At 68.4% G+C, this 19,583-nt stretch carries 16 protein-coding genes and 1 tRNA gene; 7 read left to right on the forward strand and 10 right to left on the reverse strand.

Features of this window, described 5'->3' with window-relative positions; translation table 11 throughout:
• Window positions 1-67: 67 nt before the first annotated feature.
• Window positions 68-814, forward strand: coding sequence for an extensin-like domain-containing protein (locus tag ACFQ27_RS09985; RefSeq protein WP_377353483.1), 747 nt, complete (start codon window positions 68-70; stop codon window positions 812-814).
• Window position 815: 1 nt separating this feature from the next.
• On the opposite strand, the gene ACFQ27_RS09990 is transcribed toward ACFQ27_RS09985, so the two are convergent.
• The 3 genes from ACFQ27_RS09990 to ACFQ27_RS10000 all read right to left on the reverse strand — a co-directional run bounded on the left by ACFQ27_RS09990 (window position 816) and on the right by ACFQ27_RS10000 (window position 3,778).
• Complete coding sequence (locus ACFQ27_RS09990; RefSeq protein ID WP_374346134.1) at window positions 816-1,913, reverse strand: 3-deoxy-7-phosphoheptulonate synthase; 1,098 nt, start codon at window positions 1,911-1,913, stop codon at window positions 816-818.
• 300 nt (window positions 1,914-2,213) lie between these two features.
• Window positions 2,214-2,825: a pyridoxamine 5'-phosphate oxidase family protein gene (locus ACFQ27_RS09995; RefSeq protein WP_374346135.1), complete on the reverse strand. Its 612-nt coding sequence runs from the start codon at window positions 2,823-2,825 to the stop codon at window positions 2,214-2,216.
• Complete coding sequence (locus tag ACFQ27_RS10000) at window positions 2,822-3,778, reverse strand: lysylphosphatidylglycerol synthase domain-containing protein (RefSeq protein WP_377353484.1); 957 nt, start codon at window positions 3,776-3,778, stop codon at window positions 2,822-2,824. The genes ACFQ27_RS09995 and ACFQ27_RS10000 overlap by 4 nt, the downstream gene beginning before the upstream one ends.
• Window positions 3,779-3,952: 174 nt before the next feature.
• On the opposite strand from ACFQ27_RS10000, the gene ACFQ27_RS10005 reads away from it, so the two are divergent.
• The gene (locus ACFQ27_RS10005; RefSeq protein ID WP_374346137.1) at window positions 3,953-4,717 is read left to right on the forward strand and encodes an SDR family oxidoreductase; all 765 of its coding nucleotides are present in this window, start codon (window positions 3,953-3,955) and stop codon (window positions 4,715-4,717) included.
• A 6-nt stretch (window positions 4,718-4,723) separates the two neighbouring features.
• Here the strand turns inward: ACFQ27_RS10005 and ACFQ27_RS10010 are convergent, their stop codons facing one another.
• Window positions 4,724-5,893: an aminotransferase gene (locus ACFQ27_RS10010; RefSeq protein WP_377353485.1), complete on the reverse strand. Its 1,170-nt coding sequence runs from the start codon at window positions 5,891-5,893 to the stop codon at window positions 4,724-4,726.
• A 39-nt stretch (window positions 5,894-5,932) separates the two neighbouring features.
• Here ACFQ27_RS10010 and ACFQ27_RS10015 point away from each other — a divergent pair, with 39 nt between their 5' ends.
• A complete protein-coding gene (locus ACFQ27_RS10015) occupies window positions 5,933-6,385 on the forward strand; it encodes a GNAT family N-acetyltransferase (protein WP_377353486.1) in 453 nt (150 codons plus the stop codon).
• Here the strand turns inward: ACFQ27_RS10015 and ACFQ27_RS10020 are convergent.
• From ACFQ27_RS10020 to ACFQ27_RS10035, 4 genes are all read right to left on the reverse strand, one after another.
• Complete coding sequence (locus tag ACFQ27_RS10020; RefSeq protein WP_374346141.1) at window positions 6,382-6,735, reverse strand: response regulator; 354 nt, start codon at window positions 6,733-6,735, stop codon at window positions 6,382-6,384. The genes ACFQ27_RS10015 and ACFQ27_RS10020 overlap by 4 nt on opposite strands.
• Window positions 6,736-6,807: 72 nt before the next feature.
• Entirely contained in the window at window positions 6,808-7,482 is a 675-nt protein-coding gene (locus ACFQ27_RS10025) for a sensor histidine kinase (protein ID WP_377353487.1), read from the reverse strand.
• Between the two features lie 10 nt (window positions 7,483-7,492).
• Complete coding sequence (typA, locus tag ACFQ27_RS10030) at window positions 7,493-9,325, reverse strand: translational GTPase TypA (RefSeq protein ID WP_374346143.1); 1,833 nt, start codon at window positions 9,323-9,325, stop codon at window positions 7,493-7,495.
• Window positions 9,326-9,696: 371 nt separating this feature from the next.
• Window positions 9,697-10,608, reverse strand: coding sequence for an N-formylglutamate amidohydrolase (locus ACFQ27_RS10035; protein ID WP_374346156.1), 912 nt, complete (start codon window positions 10,606-10,608; stop codon window positions 9,697-9,699).
• A 129-nt stretch (window positions 10,609-10,737) separates the two neighbouring features.
• On the opposite strand from ACFQ27_RS10035, the gene cpdR reads away from it, so the two are divergent.
• From cpdR to ACFQ27_RS10055, 4 genes are all read left to right on the forward strand, one after another.
• Window positions 10,738-11,097 carry a cell cycle two-component system response regulator CpdR gene (gene cpdR, locus ACFQ27_RS10040; RefSeq protein WP_374346144.1) on the forward strand — a complete coding sequence of 120 codons (360 nt, stop codon included), beginning with the start codon at window positions 10,738-10,740 and terminating at the stop codon, window positions 11,095-11,097.
• Between the two features lie 80 nt (window positions 11,098-11,177).
• A tRNA-Val gene (locus ACFQ27_RS10045) sits at window positions 11,178-11,252 on the forward strand.
• A gap of 333 nt (window positions 11,253-11,585) precedes the next feature.
• Window positions 11,586-14,558: a TonB-dependent receptor plug domain-containing protein gene (locus tag ACFQ27_RS10050; RefSeq protein WP_377353488.1), complete on the forward strand. Its 2,973-nt coding sequence runs from the start codon at window positions 11,586-11,588 to the stop codon at window positions 14,556-14,558.
• A gap of 492 nt (window positions 14,559-15,050) precedes the next feature.
• Window positions 15,051-18,053 (forward strand): TonB-dependent receptor plug domain-containing protein, encoded by a 3,003-nt coding sequence (locus ACFQ27_RS10055; protein WP_377353489.1) that lies wholly within the window; start codon window positions 15,051-15,053, stop codon window positions 18,051-18,053.
• A gap of 92 nt (window positions 18,054-18,145) precedes the next feature.
• Here the strand turns inward: ACFQ27_RS10055 and ACFQ27_RS10060 are convergent, their stop codons facing one another.
• The gene (locus ACFQ27_RS10060; protein ID WP_374576559.1) at window positions 18,146-18,523 is read right to left on the reverse strand and encodes a DUF6491 family protein; all 378 of its coding nucleotides are present in this window, start codon (window positions 18,521-18,523) and stop codon (window positions 18,146-18,148) included.
• A gap of 60 nt (window positions 18,524-18,583) precedes the next feature.
• Window positions 18,584-19,583 (reverse strand): FAD-dependent oxidoreductase (locus ACFQ27_RS10065; protein ID WP_377353490.1); only part of this gene is annotated, 1,000 nt, incomplete at its 5' end.

A 19,583-nucleotide genomic window follows, 5' to 3' on the forward strand; every position in this document is an offset into this window, starting at 1 on the left:
TTCTGGCGACTGCGGCTTGCGAAGGCGGCCTCCAGACCATGAAATGGGCCCACGCCCCGGAGAGCCCATGGCCTATCGCGTTCCCCGCCATCCCAAGGTCAAGGACCACGCCAGCCGCCAGACCTTCCTGGCGCGCGTCGTGGGCCTGGTGCTGTTGTGGGCCCTGGTGGCGGTGATCGCCCTGGTCGGCGACCGGGCCATCGCGCCCCAGCACCTGCCCTGGAAACCCTTGCGGGTGATCGATCCTGTCGGCCTGGCCACCAAGGCCAAGGCGGCGCGCACCGGGGCTGACCCGCTGGCCTGCCGCCAGGCCCTGGGCCAGGGCGGGGTCGCCTTCACCGCCGCCCCGCCCACCACCGGCGACTGCAAGGTCAGCGACGCCCTGATCCTGACCTCGGGCCTGGCGCCGCTGAAGCCCGCGGAAGCCGCCCTGTCCTGCAAGGAGGCCCTGGCCCTGACCATCTGGGAGCGCCAGGTGGTGCAGCCGGCGGCGATTGAGGTCCTGGGCCAGGCGGTGGTCGGCCTGGACCACTATGGCAGCTTCGCCTGCCGCCGGATCTATGGCCGGCCGGAAGGCCCTTTGAGCGAGCACGCCAGCGCCAACGCCCTGGATCTGGCCGGCTTCCGCCTGGCCGACGGCTCCAGCGTCAGCATAGCCGGCGACTGGAAGGACCAGGGCGCGAAGGGCGTCTTCCTACGCCGGGTGCGCGACGGCGGCTGCAAGGTCTTCGTCACCGTCCTGTCGCCGGACTACAATGTCGAGCACGCCGATCACCTGCACCTGGACATGGGCGGGTGGCCGTCGTGCAACTGACCTAGCCGACCGTCTCGGCGGCGAGGGCGGCGACAGCGCTGCGGGCCTGGCGACGGGCGCGGACGCCTTCAGCCAGGTTGTCCAGCACCGCCTCCGAGGTCGCCCAGTCGATGCAGCCGTCGGTGATTGACTGGCCATAGGTCAGGGCTTGGCCGGGAACCAGGTCCTGGCGGCCGGCCACCAGGTGGCTTTCCACCATCACCCCGATGATCCGGGTGTCGCCGCCGGCCACCTGGGCGGAGACGTCCTCGATGACCTTGGGCTGGTTGGCGGGGTTCTTGGAGCTGTTGGCGTGGCTGGCGTCGATCATCACGACCGGCTTCAGGCCTTGCGCGGCGATCTCGCCGCAGGCGGCGGCGACGTTGAGGGCGTCATAGTTGGGGGCCCGGCCGCCACGCAGCACCACGTGGCAGTCGCCGTTGCCGCTGGTGGCGGCGATGGCCGAGCGCCCGTCCTTGGTCACCGCCAGGAAATGGTGCGGCTGGCTGGCGGCCTTGATGGCGTCGATGGCGATACGGATATTGCCGTCCGTGCCGTTCTTGAAGCCCACGGGACAGGACAGGCCGGAGGCCAGCTCGCGGTGCACCTGGCTCTCGGTCGTCCGCGCGCCGATCGCGCCCCAGCCAACCAGGTCGGCCAGATACTGAGGCGTGATCACGTCCAGGAACTCGCAGGCCGCCGGCACGCCCATGTCGTTGACCTCAAGCAACAGGCCGCGGGCCAGGCGCAGGCCCTCTTCGATGCGGAAGCTGTTGTCCAGGCGCGGGTCGTTGATCAGCCCCTTCCAGCCCACCGTCGTGCGCGGCTTCTCGAAATAGACCCGCATGATGATTTCCAGGTCCGCCGCATGGCGCTTGCGGGCCTGCGCGATCAGCCGGGCGTATTCCAGGGCGGCCTTGGGGTCGTGGATCGAGCAGGGGCCGATCACCACCACCAGGCGGTCGTCGTCGCCGCGCAGGATGTCGTGCACGGCGGCGCGGGCCTCGCGCACGGTGGCGCCGGCCGTCTCGGTGGTCGGATGCTCGGCCATCACCTCGGCGGGCGTGGGCAGCTCGCGCAGGGTGCGGATGCGAAGGTCGTCAGTGGTCTCAGAGGTCATGTTGCGGGTCTTCCTGGGCGGGGAGCCAGGTCCGGCGGCAACAAAAAAGCCGCCAGAAGCTGGCGGCTGGTCGGGTGTCTGTCAGGACGTGATCACGTCAAACGAACCCCTTCCTCCGCCAGCGGCGTCGGAAAGCTAAAGTACCAATAGGAATATTGGGCGGCGAGGTTCATCACCCGCACAGTACCGCAGCCCCAGCCCAAGAGTCACCCCGGCCGGTTCAATTGGGCGAAAACAGCCCGCATTTCGCTGAAGCGCGCCAAGGACTTGCCGCGAACCCAGGTCTTTCGGGGAAGGCCTTCACCACATGCTGGCGGCGGCGCGGCCAGGCCATTCAGCGTCATAGGCCGCCCCGCCCACCTCGCCGGCGCTGGCGGCGGCCAGCATGTCCCCCGCCGTGGGCAGGCTGTCGGGGTCGATGAAGCTGGCCGGATCCCACACCCGGCCCCGCATCAGGGCCCGCGCGCACTGGAAGTAGACGGCGTCGATGGCGACCAGGGCGACGCACCGGGGCAGCTTGCCCTCCATACGGAAGGCCTCCAGCAGCCCAGGCTCGGTCTCCAGAACCGCCCGGCCATTGACCCGCAGCGTGGTGTTCGAGCCGGGGATCATGAACATCAGCGCCACCCGAGGGTCGCGGATGATGTTGCGCAGGGAGTCGCAGCGATTGTTGCCCCGCCGGTCGGGCAGGGCCAGGGTGCGGTCGTCCATCACCCGCACCACCTGGCCGGCGTCCCCGCGCGGACTGCAGTCCAGGCCCTCCGGCCCCACAGTCGCCAGGGCGCAGAACGGCGAGGCCTCGATATAGGCCCGGTACTCCGGGATCAGGTGATCCAGCTCCTTGACCGTCGAGGCAGGCCCCGGCGCGCCATAGAGGGCCTCAAGCGCTTCGACGGTGGTCAGGCGGGTCATGGCGGATCCTCCGTAGGGGTGAGCTTGGCAGGATTTCGCCCGCGCCTGAAGAGGCCCGCCGCCAGGGGCGGGGCGGCGATGGCCAGGGGCAGCAGGTAGAAGAAGATCCGATAGGCCAGCATGGCCGCCGTCAGGTTGGCGCGGTCCACCTGAGGCAGGAGGGCGACCAGGGCGCCTTCGAACACCCCCAGCCCGCCCGGCACGCCGGAGAACAGTCCCGCCGCCATGGCGGTCAGGTAGGCCCCGGCGAAGTTGGCCAGGGGCGGCGGCTCGCCGGGCAGGACCAGCCACATCAGCACCGCCGCCAGGATCACGTCGGTCAGCCCGAAGCCGAACTGGGTGAGGCCAAGCCAGAGCGGCGGCAGGGAGAGCTCATGGCCGAACAGCACCAGCCGACCCCGGACCAGGGCGCAGGCCGCCAGATAGGCGAAGGGCCCGGCCACCAGCAGCCCGCCCAACAGGCGCAACGGTCCGGCCGGCGCATGCAGGACGGCGAAGGCCTCCGGCGGCGCGACCAGGAAACTCAGGCCCGCCAGGGCCGCCAGCCCCAGGCCGAAGGAGACCGCCGCATAGACCGTCACCACCGCAGACTGGGCCACGCTCACCCCCTCGCGCGCCAGCATGCCGACCCTGACCGCGCCGCCGACCAGAGCGGCCATGCCCAGGCTGTTGGCCAGGGCGTGAGCGACAAAGGAGGTCCAGATCCCCCGCCCCCAACTGACCTTCGAGCCCAGCCAACGCAGGGCGATCTGCTCATTGACGCCCAGCAGCCCATAGCCGGCCAGGGACAGGACCGCCGCGGCGACAAGGCGCGCGGGCGTCAGGCTGGCCGCCGCCGCCGCGATCCGGGCCGGGGGCAGCTCATGCAGCTCGCGCCACAGCACCCAGGCCGCCGCCGACAGCAAGAGGGCGGGGATAAGGATGTTGACCAGGGCTTTCGGCGGCTTCGCCATAGGGGTCTCCGGCCCGGGGCGGCCCGGCCTGTTGTCGGCATCAGAGGTCGGTTCGGCGCCGACGGGCAAGGGCGAAGGGTGCGGGCGGGCCGCCGCTGCCCGCTTGACGCCACGTCCGGCGGCGCGGCAAATGCGGCTACAAATTCAAACAACCGTTTTAGGGGGGCTGCGGCCATGGGCCAACTGTTCGATCTGACCGGCAAGGTCGCCATCATCACCGGCTCGTCCCGGGGCATCGGCAAGGCCACCGCCGAGCGTATGGCCGAGCACGGCGCCAAGGTGGTGATCTCCTCGCGCAAGGCCGGCCCCTGCGAAGAGGTCCGCGACGCCATCAACGCCAAGCATCCCGGCGCGGCCATCGCCGTCCCGGCCAATATCTCGTCCAAGGACGACCTGCAGAAGCTGGTGGACGAGACCCGCAAGGCCTTCGGCAAGGTGGACATCGTGGTCTGCAACGCCGCCTCCAACCCGTTCTACGGGCCGATGAGCGAGATCGGCGACGACGCCTTCCGCAAGATCCTCGAGAACAACATCATCGCTAACAACTGGCTGATCAACATGGTCGCGCCCGAGATGCGCGAGCGTAAGGACGGCGCGGTGGTGATCATCTCGTCCATCGCCGGCCTGCGCGGCAACAGCGTCATCGGCGCCTATGCGATCTCCAAGGCCGCGGACATGCAGCTGGCCCGCAACCTCGCCCAGGAGCTCAGCCCCGACAATATCCGGGTCAACTGCATCGCGCCGGGCCTGGTGAAGACTGATTTCGCCAAGGCCCTGTGGGACACGCCCGCAGGTGAGGCCCGCGCCAGCTCCGGCACGCCCCTGCGCCGCCTGGGCGAGCCTGACGACATCGCCGGCGCGGCGGTGTTCCTGGCCTCCAAAGCCGGCTCCTGGATGACCGGCCAGACCATCGTCATCGACGGCGGCTCGACGAGCTGAGGCGGTTCAGCTCGCGGCGCGGGACAGCTCCCGCGCCCGGGCCAGCCGCTCGATCCCGGCGTCCAGGGTCTCGTCGCGCTTGGCGAAGCACAGGCGCATGATGGTGGTCACCGGCTCCTCCTCGTAGAGGGCCGAGACGGGGATGGCGGCGACGCCGGCCTCCTTCACGGCTCTCAGGCAAAAGGCCCGGTCCGGCTCCATCACGCCGGAGGCCGGCAGGTCCACGTTCAGGAAATAGGTCCCCGACGAGGGCAGGACGACAAAGCCCTCCCGCGTCAGGCCCGCCGCCAACCGGTCCCGTGACCGCTGCAGGTCGCGGGGCATGGCGCTGAACCACTGGCCGGGATTGTCCAGGCCATAGGCCACCGCGCCCTGCAGGTTCGGCGGGGTGGTGAAGGTCAGGAACTGGTGGGCCCGCGACAGGCCGTGGGTCAGAGCCGGCGCCGCCATCAGGAAGCCGACCTTCCAGCCGGTCAGGCCGAACATCTTGCCGGCCGAGCCCACCTTCACCGTCCGCTCGCGCATGCCGGGCAGGGCCATCAACGGCGTATGGGTCAGGCCGTCGAACACCACCTGTTCCCAGACCTCGTCGCAGATGGCGATCAGGTCCCGCTCCACGCAGATCTGCGCCAGCAGGGCCAGGTCTTCCGCCGAGGCCACCGTGCCGGCCGGATTGAGCGGGTTGTTCAGGACGACCAGACGGGTCTTCTCGCTCAGCTGCGCCTCGATCATCGCCCGGTCAAAGCGCCAGTGCGGCGGCGACAGACGGACCAGCTTGGGCACGCCGCCGGCCCGCCGGATCAGTGGCAGATAGGCGTCATAGACCGGCTGGAACACCACCACCTCATCGCCCGGCTCCACCAGGGCCAGGAAGGCCGCCGCCAGGGCCTCGGTGGCGCCGGAGGTGACGGTGACCTCGCTTCTCCAGTCCAGGTCGAGGCCTTGGGTGCGCTGGTAGTGGGCGGCGACCGCCTGGCGCAGTTCCGGCAGGCCGGCCATGGGCGGGTACTGGTTGTAGCCGTTCAGCACCAGGTCGGCGGCCTTGGCCCGGATCGCCTCCGGACCGGGATCATCGGGAAAGCCCTGGCCCAGATTTATGGCGCCCAGCTCACGCGCGAGGCCGCTCATCTCCTCAAAGACCGTGGTGGGCATGTGGGCGAAGACGGGATGGACCATGGCCCTTGCCTAGCACAGCTTGGGGTCCAAGATGGAGCCATGCGGATCATCGATTTCGAGCCCCGGCACACCGACGCCTGGAAGACCCTCAACGAGGCCTGGATCGCCAAGCACTTCAGCCTCGAGCCCAAGGATCGCGAGGTGCTCGATCATCCCCAGGCCAACATCCTGGACAAGGGCGGCCACATCTTCATGGCCGAGCTGGACGGCGAGCCGGTGGGCTGCGTGGCCCTGCTGCCCCTGGCGGACGGTGGGTTCGAGGTGGGCAAGATGACGGTCAGCGAGGCCGCGCGGGGAACCGGGCTCGGCCGGCGGCTGATGGAGGCCTGCATCGCCAAGGCCAAGGCCCTGGGCGCGCCGCGGCTCTATCTGGAGACCAACGCCAGCCTGGCGCCCGCGCTCAGCCTCTATCGCTCGGTGGGCTTCGTCCACCTGCCGCCCCGGCCCACGCCCTATGCCCGCGCCGATGTGTGGATGGAGCTGAAGCTCTAGGCCAGCTCGCGCAGGGCGTCGTCCAGGGTGCGGCGGGTGACCGGCTTGCCCAGGAAGCCCAGGGGCTGGATCGTCTGCATGGCCTTGCGGAAGTCCTCGGTGATCGAGCCGGAGACAAACAGGGAGCGCACGCCCAGCTCGTCATAGAGCTTGCGCGCCAGCGTGCCGCCATCGGTGTTGCGGGCCAGGCGGATGTCCACAAGGGCCACGTCCGGGCGGCCGACGGCGGCGAGGTCCCAGGCGGTGCAGGCGTCCGCGGCCTCGGCCACCACCTCGTGCCCCATCTCCTCCAGCAAGCCCACCATATCGAGGGCGATGAGCGCATCGTCCTCGACCACCAAGATCCGCATCTTCAACTCCCAGAGCCCTATTCAAAAAGTTAGAGCGTGATGGTCGCCGAAACCGGAATCCACGTTCGGCTATCACGCTCTAGGGAAGACGACGGCCAGGCTGGCGCCGGTCTTCGTCGGCTCGACGACAAGACGGCCCTGCAGCTGCCGCGCCAGGGCGTCGACGGCCCGCAGGCCCAGGCTTGTCCGGCTCCGCGGCGCCAGGCCTGCGGGCAGGCCCGGGCCGTCGTCCGACACGCTTAAGCGATAGTCCCCGCCCTCGGTTCCCAGAACGACGCGGATTCGTCCCGGCCGCCCCGCCGGGCAGCCGTGCTTGAGGGCGTTGGTGACGAGCTCGTTGAGGATCAGGGCCAGGGGCGTCGCCTGGCGGGCGTCCAGCCAGACCGAGATCACCTCGGTCTCCAGGGCGACATCATCGCGGCCGGCGGCCCCGATCAGGTCCCGCGCCAGGGTGCGGGTGTAGAGGCCGGCGTCGAAGTCGCCCTGGTCCTCGCGGACCCGATAGGTCTGCTCATGGGCCCGACCCACCGCCATGATCCGGCCCAGGGTGGTGTCCAGCGCCTGGCGCGTCGCGGGGTCCGTGGCGGCGCGCGCCTGCAATCGCACCAGGCTGGCGACCTGCTGCAGGGCGTTCTTCACCCGGTGGTTCACTTCATCGATCAGCGCAGCCTGATCGTCGAGCCCGGCGCGGGCCGGAGGCTCTGCGCGGTCCGATCCTTGAGGGTCAATCGGATCCGCGCCTGTCATGCCGCCTCGTCTAGTCTTCCTTCGAACGCTTCTTGCGGAACGACGGATTGAGCACTTGTTTCCGCAGCCGGATCGATTTCGGCGTCACTTCGACCAGTTCATCGTCCTCGATGTAGGCGATGGCCTGTTCCAGGGTCATGCGGCGCGGCGGGGTCAGGCGCACGGCCTCGTCCTTGCCGGAGGCCCGCACGTTGGTCAGCTGCTTGGCCTTCATCGGGTTGACGTCCAGGTCGTCGGCGCGGCTGTTCTCGCCGATGATCATGCCCTGGTAGGTCTTTTCGCCGGCGCCCACGAACATCACGCCGCGCTCTTCCAGGTTCCACAGGGCGTAGGCCGCCGTTTCCCCGTCGGAGTTGGAGACCAGCACGCCCTTGCGGCCCTGGTCGATGGGGCCCTTGTAGCCTTCGTAATGGCTGAACACGCGGTTCAGCACGCCGGAGCCGCGGGTGTCGGTCAGGAACTCGCCCTGGTAGCCGATCAGCGACCGCGACGGGGCCATCAGGCTGATCCGGGTCTTGCCGGCGCCGGAGGGGCCCATGTCCTTCAGCTCGGCCTTACGGGCCGACAGCTTCTCGATGACCACGCCGGTGAACTCGTCGTCGACGTCGATCATGACGTCCTCGATGGGCTCCAGCCGCTCACCGGTCTCCTCGTCCTTCTGGAACACCACCCGCGGGCGGCTGATGGAGACTTCGAAGCCCTCGCGGCGCATGCCTTCGATGAGCACGCCCAGCTGCAGTTCGCCGCGGCCGGCCACTTCGAAGGCGTCCTTGTCGGCGCTTTCGGTGACGCGGATGGCGACGTTGGACTCGGCTTCCTTCAAGAGGCGGTCGCGGATCACGCGGCTCTGCACCTTGTCGCCTTCGCGGCCGGCCAGCGGGCTGTCATTGACCGAGACGGTCATGGAGATGGTCGGCGGGTCGATCGGCTGGGCGGGGAGGGCGTCGGTGACCTCCAGGGCGCACAGGGTGTCGGCCACGGTGGCCTTGGACAGGCCCGCGATGGCGACGATGTCGCCGGCCTCGGCGTCGTCGATCGGCTGGCGCTTCAGGCCGCGGAAGGCCAGCACCTTGGTGATGCGGCCGCGTTCGATTTCCTTGCCCTCGCGCGACAGGGCCTTGATCGCCATGCCGGGCACGGCCTTGCCGGACTCGATGCGGCCGGTGAGCAGGCGGCCCAGGAAGGGGTCGCTTTCGATCAGCACCGACAGGATCTGGAAGGGCTCGTCCTTGCGGGCCTCGGCCTTCGGCGGCGGCACGTGGTCGACGATCAGGTCGAACAGCGGGGCCAGGTTGTCGTTGGGCTTGGCCATGTCCAGGGTGGCCCAGCCGTTCTTGCCCGAGGCGTAGATGTGCGGGAAGTCCAGCTGCTCGTCCGTCGCGCCCATGGCGGCGAACAGGTCGAAGGCCTCATTCAGCACCCGGTCGGGATCGGCGTGCGGCCGGTCGACCTTGTTCAGGCACAGGATGGGACGCAGGCCCATCTTCAGCGCCTTGCCCAGCACGAACTTGGTCTGGGGCATGACGCCTTCTTCGGCGTCCACCAGCAGGACGCAGCCGTCCACCATCCCCAGGATCCGCTCCACCTCGCCGCCGAAGTCGGCGTGGCCGGGGGTGTCGATGATGTTGACGCGGGTTTCGCCCGCCTTGCCGCTCCAAAGCACGCTGGTGCACTTGGCCAGGATGGTGATCCCGCGCTCGCGCTCCTGGTCGTTGGAGTCCATGGCGCGCTCCACAGTCGCCTCATTGGCGCGGAAGACGCCGGACTGGGCGAGGAGCTGGTCGACGAGGGTCGTCTTACCGTGGTCGACGTGGGCGATGATGGCGATATTGCGGAGCGACATTTAAATCTTATCTCGGAGAGGGCGCGCGCTTGTAGTTGAGCGCGCAACTTTAGGCCAGCGGCTTATTGGATCTGCGACAGCGGGTCTATGTCGCGCATTGTGCGCCGCAGCATGAAAGCGACGGCCCCCTATCTGCCTTCAAAGGGTTGATTACGCAAGGGAACCGGAATTTTTGGGGCATCTTTTCGCACCTGCGACGTTTTTGCCCTTGTGGTTTTGTGCGCCGCACCGTATATCAGTCCTGTGAGGCGTCGCTGACGCCTCTGCCCTTCCTGGGCGTTTCCTCCCTAATGAACTGGCCGGGCCTTGTGCCCGGCTTTTTTCTTGCGCGCTATCCTGCGGAAGAAGAGCGGAAACCGGTTACCGTCCGGTCAGGCGCCGCGCAGGCCGCTCCAGTCGGCCGCCGCCAGCTCCGCGGTCAGGGCTTCGATATCCGCCTTCAGCCGCGCGAAGCCTGAGGTGAGCTCCAGGGTCGCCTCGTCCAGATAGAGCGCGCGGTTGATCTCGATCTGCAGGGCGTGGGTGCGCCGCTGCGGCCGGCCATAGTGCTCGGTGGTGTAGCCGCCAGCATAGGGGGCGTTGCGCGCCACCCGGTAGCCCATGGCCTCCAGCGCCTTCTCCACGCTGCGCGTCACCACCGGCGAGCACGAGGCGCCGTAGCGGTCGCCCAGCACCATGTCGCAAGGCCCGTCCCGGCCGCCCACCTTCGCCGCCGCCGCCGGCATGGAGTGCCAGTCGATCAGGATCGCCATGCCATGCGCCGCATGCGCCTCGCCCAGCAGTCGGGCCAGGGCGGCGTGATAGGGGCCGTGCGCACCCTCAATCCGCGCCCGCGCCTCGGCGAAGGTCAGCTTGCGGTCATAGATCTCCAGGCCTTCGGAGACCACGCGGGCGATGGCTCCCAGCCCCGCCTGCACCCGCGCCGACCGCGCCCTGGCGAAGTCCGGCAGCTCGTCGGCGAACATGGACGGGTCCAGTTCGAAGGGCTCGCGGTTCACATCTATATAGGCGCGCGCGAGGCGGGCGGTGATCAGGGTGCAGCCAAGCTCCGGCGCGGCGGCCACCAGCTCGTCCACATAGGCGTCTTCCGAACGGCGGATCGCCACCCCGTCCAGGGCGGCGTCCATGTCTTCCGGATAGAGCCGGCCGGAATGGGGCGAGGCGAACACCAGGGGCGTGGGCGGCGGCTGGTCCAACCCGCCGGCGCGCCGGATCTCAAAGGCCGGCTGCGACCAGGCGACCGGGCTGGTGTCCGAATGGGGGGCGGGCTGCCAGCGATTCATCCGCCGCATAAGAGGATCGAAGCCCCGGCCGGTCAAACGGATCGGCGCCGCGCGCCCGCAAAGGTTCATCGCGGGTTTACGTCTGGGGCGCTAAGGTGTGCGGCCTGTTCACTGACGAGCCGAGCCCTCATGCCCCGTATCCTCCTGGCTGAAGACGACGATTCCCTGCGCGGCTTCCTGACCCGCGCCCTGGAGCGCGCCGGCTACGAGGTCACCTCCTGCGCCGACGGCGACGAGGCCGCCGCCGTGCTCGACCAGCCCTGGGACCTGCTGCTCACCGACATCGTCATGCCCGGCATGGACGGTATCGAGGTGGCCCGCCTGGCCGCCCAGAAGCATCCGGGTCTGCGCATCATGTTCATCACCGGCTTCGCCGCCGTCGCCCTGGCCGCCGGCGAAAGCGGCCCGCCCGGCGCCAAGGTCCTGTCCAAGCCCATCCACCTGCGCGAGATCGTGACCGAGGTGGAAAAGATGATGGCGGCGGCCTGAAAAGAGCGGTCTTCCCCGCTTGCCTAAGGGGTTAGGCGCCGTTATACACCCCGCCTCTCGTTCCCCTCGGGGATCCGGTCGGACGCGTAGCTCAGCGGGAGAGCACTACGTTGACATCGTAGGGGTCACAGGTTCAATCCCTGTCGCGTCCACCATTCCCCGCCCTCGGGGACGACCCATTTCCCGACAATCTGCCGCCGCCGCATCTGCCCTTACGGCATGATTCTGCGCGCGATCTAGCGAGGTCGAACAGCCCCGCACCCCTTGTCCGGCCTGGATTTGCCCAGCTTCTGGGCGATCCTGGGTTAGCGTTGATAACTAATCGCAGAACACTGTTGCGCGAACGCTGCACTTTCACAGCTTTGCTTCACCCTTGTAACAAAACGCTTCGCGGCCCTACGTAAGTCGCGGTCTCCTTTGACTCCCACGGCCCGACCCCTCGCGTCAGATCGAGTGCGGCGGAGCCGAGGAAGGGGAGGAAACCTTCAATGTCCAAGCACAAGTTCCTGTGCGGCGGCTCCGTTCTGGCCGTCGCGCTCGCCCTCGGAGGCTCCGCCTTCGCCCAGGGCTCGACCACCGTCGAGGAGGTGGTGGTCACCGGCTCCTTCATCGCCGGCACCCCGGAAGACGCCGCCCTGCCGGTGGACGTCATCTCGCAGCAAGACCTGGAAAAGCAGGGCGCGCCCACCACCCTTGAGCTCCTGAAGACCCTGTCGGTGTCCTCGGGCGTGCTCGGCGACACCAACCAGTTCGACCCCCGCGCCCAGGGCTCGGAAGGCTCCGGCTCGGTCAACCTGCGCGGCCTCGGCGCCCAGCGGACCCTGGTGCTGATCAACGGCCGGCGCATGTCGCCCAACCCGTTCGGCCAGGCCGGCGCCGGCATCGTCGACACCAACATCATCCCCTCGGCCGCTATCGGCCGGGTTGAAGTGCTGAAGGACGGCGCGGCCGCCACCTACGGCTCCGACGCCATCGGCGGCGTCGTGAACTTCATCACCCGCAAGAACCTGGAAGGCCTGGAGGTGGGCGCCAGCTACACCGCCATCGACGGCTCCGACGGCGACTACACCGGCTCGCTGCTCTGGGGCCATTCCTGGGACAACGGCAACATCCTCTTGAGCGCCGGCTACCAGCACCGCTCCAAGCTCGAGGTCACGGCCCGCGACTTCGCCAACAAGTCTTACTTCGCCAACCCGGAAGGCGGCTGGTCGGCGGGTAACGCCGTCGCGCCCTTCGCCCCGATCACCCAGAACCCGGCCACCGGCGGCTGGATCCCGGTCGGCGGCTTCCAGCTCGACAACGGCTGCGCGCGCCTGGGCGGCGTGGCGGTGGGCGGCGCCCTGCCGGCCTGTAACTTCCACTACACCCAGTACGACAACCTGATCGAGACCGAGAACCGCTACCAGCTGTACGGCGAGATCAACGCCGACCTCAGCGACAAGACCAAGCTGCACGTGGAGGCCTTCTATTCGGAGACCGACGTCCCCGACTGGAACACTTCGCCGTCCTACCTGGCCCTGCAGACCTCGACGGCGGCCACGAACCCCAGCGTCGGCACCCTGACCCCGGCCCTGCTCGCCGGCTACTTCGTGCCGCTGTCAAACCCGGGCCTCCAGGCCTACATCACGGCCAATCCGGGCGCGATCCCGGCCAGCGCCACGGCCGTCCACTTCCCCGGCGTGCGCTATCGTCCGTTCTCCTTCGGCGGCAACCCGGCCTTCGACAACGGCCCGTCGGAAGGCACCCGCCACTACAAGGCCTATCGCGTCTCGGGCGGCCTGAAGGGTGAGTTCTCCAACGGGATCGGCTGGGACGTCGCCCTGACCTATGGCCAGGAGCAGGGCGTCCGCAGCGGCTATGACACCATCGTCTCGCGGTTCCAGATGGCGCTGCGCGGCTTTGGCTCGCTCAACAACGACAAGGACGGTTGTACGGCGGCCGAGACGGCGAACTTCACCACAAACGCCGGCAACACCGCCGTCGGGTGCTACTACTTCAACCCCTTCTCCAACGCGGTGGCCAAGAACCAGATCACGGGGGAGACCAATTCGGCCTTCTCCAGCGGCTTGGCCAACAACCCGGAACTGACCCGCTGGTTCTTCCAGCAGTCGCAGACCAAGGCCACCCAGCGCCAGTTCGTCGTCGACGCCGTGCTCAACGGGACCCTGCCCATCGAGCTGAAGGGCGGTTCGGTCGGGTGGGCGGCCGGGGTCCAGGCGCGCCGCAACTCCTACGAGGCGGACTTCGACGCCCTGGGCAACCAGCTGGTCAATCCGTGCGTGGACACCCCGTTCAACGGCTCCACCGGCTGCGCCTCCAAAAACGGCCCGCTGATGTTCCTGGGCGTCTCCAAGCCCCAGGACCTGGATGGTGACATCTATGCGGTGTTCACCGAGTTCAACGCGCCCTTCTCGGATAACTTCTCGGTCCAGCTGGCGGCCCGCTACGAGGACTATGGCCGCAACGGCGGCACCACCTTCAACCCGAAGCTGGCCGCCAAGTGGCAGGTCACCGACTGGCTGGCCTTCCGCGGCTCCACCGGCACCACCTTCCGCGGCCCGCCGCTGACCCAGCTGTCCAACAACTCGGTCACGGCGCTCAGCTTCATCGCCGGCTCGTTCCGGGCCATCGACCTGTTCGGCAACGCCAACCTCGAGCCTGAGACCGCCACCACCTACAGCGCTGGCGCCATCTTCGAAGTGGGCAATTTCAAGGGCAGCGTCGACTACTGGCGGTTCGACTTCGACAACCCGATCATCGCCGAACCCTCGGCCTCGATCGTTTCGAAGATGTTCCCCGGCGGTGCGGCCACCAACTGCGGCGCCGCGGCCTATGCCGGCCTGCAGAGCCGCTTCACCTTCCAGGGCGCCTGCTCCACGGCCACCATCGCCCGGGTCCGCACCCAGTATGTGAACGGCCCGGCGATCAAGACCTCCGGCGTCGACATCCTGGCTGACTATCGCTGGAATGATGTCCTGGGCGGCGACATGCGCTTTGGCGCCTCGGCCACCTACACCATCGAATACAAGATCGACGCCTTCACGGTGGAAGGTCTGGTGGTGGAGAACGCCTTCGACGCCGCCGGCAAGCTGAACTACCAGCTGGCCGCCACCTCCCTGCCGCAGCTCAAGGGCTCGCTGTTCGCGGAATACACCCGCGGCCCGCATAACCTGCGCTGGACCATGAACTATGTGGACTCCTACGACGATCAGCGCGCTTCGATCCTGGCCCCGAACCCGGTCACCGGCGTGGTCAACTCGAACGGCGCCAAGGTCGACAAGTTCATCACCCACGAGCTCGACTACCGGGTGCTGCTGCCGTGGGACACCACGCTGACGGCCTCCATCGACAACGTCTTCGATGCGGAACCGCCCTTCGCCCGCCTGGACCTGAACTATGACCCGTTCACGGCCAGCGCGCTGGGCCGGACCTACAAGATCGGCGTCAAGAAGAGCTTCTAACACCGCGCCCGCCGGCTCTGGCCGGCGGGGCTTTCCGGCCGGCGAAAGCTCGCCGGTCCCGTGCGCCTTGCGCCGCCGGCCTGTCCGGCGGCGTTTTTTCTTTGCAGGCGCCGCAAACATGCAACACTCGTCACGCTGCAGCGCTCCCATTTGGCGGCGGTCTGGTCGGTTTGTTTTTGAGCAAGCCGTATCATCCGGACGCCGGCCGGTTTTCGGCGCGAACGTCGATTTCGCCCAGAAAGACTTGTTACAGAGACGCCAGTGGGCCCCGCGCTGCGGTTTTTTGACAACCCGGTATGATGCGCGCGCGCCGAATTGACCCGTACGTCAAAAAAGGCGGACTGAGGCGGCTCTATTTCGGCGCCGCAACATCCTGCCGCAACGGTATGGCGCTTCTGGACCGGGCGCCGGATGATCAGGCGACTCTGCGGCCACAAGGCTTCCGGCATTTGAACAAGGGCGCCGGCCGCACGAGGGGGAAAGGAAACATAGATGTCAAAAAGCAGATATTTCTGCGGCGGCTCTGCAGTCGCCGTCGCTCTGGCCTTCGCGGGCTCGGCCTTCGCCGCCGAGACCAACGCCAGCGCAACAACGGTCGAAGAGGTGGTGGTCACCGGCTCATTCATCGCCGGCACCTCTGAAAAGGGCGCCCAGCCGGTCGACGTGGTCGGCGCGGCGGAACTGGCCAAGCAGGGCTCGCCGTCCATCGTCCAATTCGTCAAGACGGTGACCTCGGCCCAATCCTCGCTCGGTGAATCCAACCGCTATAACGGCGGCGCGGGTTCGGCCTCCATCAACCTGCGCGGCCTCGGCTCCTCGCGCACCCTGGTGCTGATGAATGGCCACCGCCTGGCCAACTCCACGGCCGCGGCCTTCCAGGGCGGCGGCGCCGACCTGAACGTCATCCCGACGGCGGCCATCGGCCGGATCGAAATCCTGAAGGACGGCGCGGCCGCCACCTACGGCTCGGACGCCATCGCCGGCGTGGTGAACTTCATCACCCGCAAGGACCTCGAAGGCTTCGAGTTCAACGGCAACTACGGCTACATCAAGGACTCCAGCGGCGACTGGGATGCGTCCCTGGCCTATGGACACCAGTTCGACGCCGGCAACGTGCTGTTCACCGCGGGCTACCGCGAACGCGGCCGCCTGGCGGTCGATGACCGCGACTTCGCGCGGGTTCCCTTCGAGTCGGTGTTCTACGGCGGCTGGTCGGGCTCGGCGAGCCCGGGCGTCTATGGCACCCCGTCGGGCGCCACCTTGTTCCGCGACAACGGCTGTAATGAGCTGGGCTCGCAGCTGCTGACCGCGACCCTGAAGCCGACCACGACGGCCGCCGGCAACGCCGCGCTCTGCCGCTACCAGTTCACCCACTTCAACGACCTGGTGAACGAAGAGCATCACTACCAGCTCTACGGCGAAGTGAACTTCCAGCTGTCGGACAACATCGACTTCCACGCCGAAGGCTTCTGGAACCGCTCCGACGTTCCGGATCAGCGGATCTCGCCGGCCAACCTGACCACCCAGTTCCCGACGGCCAACACCTCGGGTTCGACGGCGGCGCCGGGCTATAACAACCAGACCCGCTACTTCGTCCCGGCCAACAACCCAGGCCTGATCGCCCTGCGGACCGCTTGCGCCGCGCCGCTGTCGGCGGCCCAGTGCGCCGCCATGGCCGGCGGCGTCACCACCAGCCAGGCGTCCTGGCGTCTGATCGGCGTCGAAGGTCACCCGACCAATTCTGACGGCGCCGACCACCAGGACATCCAGCGGACCTCCTGGCGGATCTCGGCTGGCCTGAAGGGCAAGTTCACCGAGGGCATGCTCAGCGGGATCAACTGGGACACCAACCTGCTGTTCATGGAAGTGCAGAGCAACGTCGTCACCAACGACCTGCTCGTGAACCGCATCCAGCGGGCCTTCAACGGCCTGGGCGGTCCGAACTGCGACTGGCGCACCGGCACGCCGGGCCAGGGGAACTGCAAGTGGCTGAACCCCTTCTCGAACGGCATCGCCACCAGCGCCATCACCGGGGCCTCGAACCCGTTCTACAACTCGGCCGTGGCGAATGATAAGGCCATGCTGGCCTGGCTGTACGGCTCGTACACCCAGATCTCCACCAACCAGATCATCGTGGCCGACGCCGTCGTGAGCGGCGAGACCCCGATCGCTCTGCCGGGCGGCAACATCGCCTGGGCGGCCGGCGCTCAGTATCGCTATGAGCGCAACGTCGACGACTGGTCCGACCTGGGCGATGTCGGGGCCACGCCCTGCGTCGACTCCATCGACGGCCAGCAAGGCCAGTGCCCGAACCCGGTCGGCCCCTTCATCTTCTTCGGGGCCCAGAAGGACTACGACGTTGACGGTCGCGTCGGCGCCGCCTTCGCCGAGTTCAAGCTGCCGGTGCTGGACAACCTCGAGGTCAATGTGGCGGTCCGTCACGAAGACTTCGGCGGCCAGGTCGGCTCGACCACCAACCCGAAGATCTCGGCCAAGTGGCAGGCCACCGACTGGCTGGCGTTCCGCGCCACCGCCGGCTCGACCTTCCGCGCTCCGCCGCCGACCATCGTCGCGCCGGGCAGCACCAAGGGCGTTCGTCAGCTGGGCGGCACCTACCGCGGCGCGCTGATCGTCAACAACCCGGATCTGCAGCCGGAAACCGCTGACACCCTGAACCTGGGCGTCATTCTGGACCTGGGCAACTTCTCGGCGTCGTTGGACTACTACAAGTTCGACTTCCAGGACGAGCTGATCCAGGAAGACCCGTCGCAGCTCTTCGCGACCCTGGGTCAAGCCGGCGCCTGCGCCAAGCCGGCGCTCGCCGCCCGCTTCGTGTTCGCGAACGGCGTCTGCAGCCAGGCCAACGTGCTGCAGGAGACCATCCGCTGGGTGAACGGTCCGCAGACCAAGACCTCGGGCTTCGACGTCCGGGCTCAGTACGACTTCGACAACGTCTTCGGCATGGACCTGTGGGGCGCTCGCGCCACGGTCGGCGCCGAGGCGTCGATCCTGAAGGAATACAAGCGCGGCGCCGTGACCCTGCTCGAGGACTCCTCGATCACCATCGCGCCTGCGGTGGATCGCGCCGGCCTGCACGACCTGACGGGCGAGTTCTTCTCGTACCCGAAGCTGCGCGCCAACGCCTTCATCAACCTGCGGGCTGACAACTGGAACCTGCGTTACCAGCTGCTGTATCGTGAAGGCACCACCCTGGCCGGTCCGGTCTGCGCGGGCGACGCCAGCGCCGGCCTCACCGCCGACTGCCGGTACAACTACGGCACCGGCACCTATCAGAGCGTTGGCAAGCTGGACGACTACTTCCAGCACGACCTCACTCTGACGGTCGACCTGCCTTGGGATACGACGGTCACCGGTTCGATCCAGAATGTGCTGGATACCGATCCGCCCTTCGCTCAGAGCTTCTACAACTACGACCTGACCAACGGGAACCCGCTGGGCCGCGTCATCAAGCTCGGCGTGAAGAAGCGCTTCTAGGACGACCAGCGCGGCGGCTCTGGTCGCCGCGCAATCCCCTTAAGATCCCTGGCGCCGCCCCCGAAAGGAGGCGGCGCTTTTTTATGCCGGGATCAGGGCCTGGACTTGGCCGGCAGGGCCGCGGCCTCTTCCGGGGTCAGCTTGGTGATCTTGCTCACCTGGCAGCGCTGCGGCCCCGTCGGGCCATTGGTGATGATGGTGGCGTCCAGGGCTGAACAGATCGACGAGCCGGGCCGCGAGAGTAGGGCGATGTCGGTGTTCCAGCGCACATCCGGGCAGGTCCCGAACAGGTCCAGGCGCCAGGTCTCCTTCACGCCCACCTTCACATAGACGGTCTTGTCGTCCGGGGCTGTGAAGCCGTTGACGCTCTGGGTCCAGAAACAGCGGTCCTGCTTGGGCGCGGGGCCAGCCGCCCCGAGGGTGACAAGGGCGCCGGCGGCCAGCGCGCCGGTCAGGATGAACTTTCGCATGAGGCTCAACTCCTATTTGGCTTTCGGTGGCCTCGGCCGCCCCGCCGAGGAGCGGTGAGACTAGGCCGGGGTCGCGTCGGAAATACGGCCCCGCCGCGCCGCCCGGATGCGGAACCGCTCCGGCTCCACCAGGGCGGACAGATGGTGGGGCAGGGGCGAGGGCGAATGCGCGATCCTCGCCGCCACATGTTCGGCCAGCAAGGGGGCCATGGCCAGGCCCCGTGAGCCGAACCCGCCCAGCGCGTAGAGACCCGGGGCCAGGGCGCCCGCCAGGGGCAGGCGGTCCTGGGTGGCCGCCCTCACGCTCGCCCGACCTTTCAGGCCTCCTGCATCGATCCCGGCCGCCAGCTCAGGGCGACCCTGGGCCAGGGTGGCCAGGTTGCGCCGGTGATCCTCGTCCCGCACCTCGGTCGCGGTGTCGTCCCGGTCGTGAGTGGCCCCGAACAACAGGCCCGCGCCCGTCGGGATCGCATAGCCGCCCCAGGCGCTCGGCCGCACCTGGGCCGGGTCCAGGGTCCAGCTCGCCTGTCCCCTTGTGGGGGTCAGGGTGACCTGCGGCCACAGCCGGGCCAGGTCCGGGCCGTTGGCCAGGATCACCGCGTCGCCGCGCCAGATCTCGAAGCCCTCATTGTCCAGCAGCCGCCAGGCCTCGCCGTCCCGCGCCAGCCCGCCGACCTTTTCGGTCCGCACCTGGGGCGCCCAGGCGGCCAGCACGGCGCGGGGGCTGATCACCCGCGCCCCGGACATCTCCAGGCCTTCGGCGGTGGCGACCATCTCGCCGGGCTCGAACAGGTCGCTGGCGGCGATCTTGGCGAACCGGTCGGTGTCCTTGGCCTCGCCCGCCTGCTGCAGCACCCCGCTCGCGATCACCGCGCCGGGGAGGGCGTCATAGAGGGTCCTGGCCCGCGCCAGGGTCCGCGCCCCCAGCTCCGCCACTGGCCCAAGCCCCGCATCCAGCCGGGGCGTCACCAGGCCGGCCGGATTGCCGGAGGCGCCGGCCCCGGGCGCCTCGCCCTCGAACAGCACCGGCTCCAGCCCCAGCGCCTCAAGCGCCCGCACG

The sequence above is a fragment of the Phenylobacterium conjunctum genome, assembly GCF_042679085.1.
GTDB classification, from domain to species: Bacteria; Pseudomonadota; Alphaproteobacteria; order Caulobacterales; family Caulobacteraceae; genus Phenylobacterium; species Phenylobacterium conjunctum.

What these genes read in the sequence shown, in the direction of transcription:
- ACFQ27_RS09985 (WP_377353483.1), top strand. Translation starts at nt 68, where the DNA reads ATGGCCTATCGCGTTCCCCGCCATCCCAAGGTCAAGGACCACGCCAGC.
- ACFQ27_RS09990 (WP_374346134.1), bottom strand. Translation starts at nt 1,913, where the DNA reads ATGACCTCTGAGACCACTGACGACCTTCGCATCCGCACCCTGCGCGAG.
- ACFQ27_RS09995 (WP_374346135.1), bottom strand. Translation starts at nt 2,825, where the DNA reads ATGACCCGCCTGACCACCGTCGAAGCGCTTGAGGCCCTCTATGGCGCG.
- ACFQ27_RS10000 (WP_377353484.1), bottom strand. Translation starts at nt 3,778, where the DNA reads ATGGCGAAGCCGCCGAAAGCCCTGGTCAACATCCTTATCCCCGCCCTC.
- ACFQ27_RS10005 (WP_374346137.1), top strand. Translation starts at nt 3,953, where the DNA reads ATGGGCCAACTGTTCGATCTGACCGGCAAGGTCGCCATCATCACCGGC.
- ACFQ27_RS10010 (WP_377353485.1), bottom strand. Translation starts at nt 5,893, where the DNA reads ATGGTCCATCCCGTCTTCGCCCACATGCCCACCACGGTCTTTGAGGAG.
- ACFQ27_RS10015 (WP_377353486.1), top strand. Translation starts at nt 5,933, where the DNA reads ATGCGGATCATCGATTTCGAGCCCCGGCACACCGACGCCTGGAAGACC.
- ACFQ27_RS10020 (WP_374346141.1), bottom strand. Translation starts at nt 6,735, where the DNA reads ATGCGGATCTTGGTGGTCGAGGACGATGCGCTCATCGCCCTCGATATG.
- ACFQ27_RS10025 (WP_377353487.1), bottom strand. Translation starts at nt 7,482, where the DNA reads ATGACAGGCGCGGATCCGATTGACCCTCAAGGATCGGACCGCGCAGAG.
- typA (WP_374346143.1), bottom strand. Translation starts at nt 9,325, where the DNA reads ATGTCGCTCCGCAATATCGCCATCATCGCCCACGTCGACCACGGTAAG.
- ACFQ27_RS10035 (WP_374346156.1), bottom strand. Translation starts at nt 10,608, where the DNA reads ATGAATCGCTGGCAGCCCGCCCCCCATTCGGACACCAGCCCGGTCGCC.
- cpdR (WP_374346144.1), top strand. Translation starts at nt 10,738, where the DNA reads ATGCCCCGTATCCTCCTGGCTGAAGACGACGATTCCCTGCGCGGCTTC.
- ACFQ27_RS10050 (WP_377353488.1), top strand. Translation starts at nt 11,586, where the DNA reads ATGTCCAAGCACAAGTTCCTGTGCGGCGGCTCCGTTCTGGCCGTCGCG.
- ACFQ27_RS10055 (WP_377353489.1), top strand. Translation starts at nt 15,051, where the DNA reads ATGTCAAAAAGCAGATATTTCTGCGGCGGCTCTGCAGTCGCCGTCGCT.
- ACFQ27_RS10060 (WP_374576559.1), bottom strand. Translation starts at nt 18,523, where the DNA reads ATGCGAAAGTTCATCCTGACCGGCGCGCTGGCCGCCGGCGCCCTTGTC.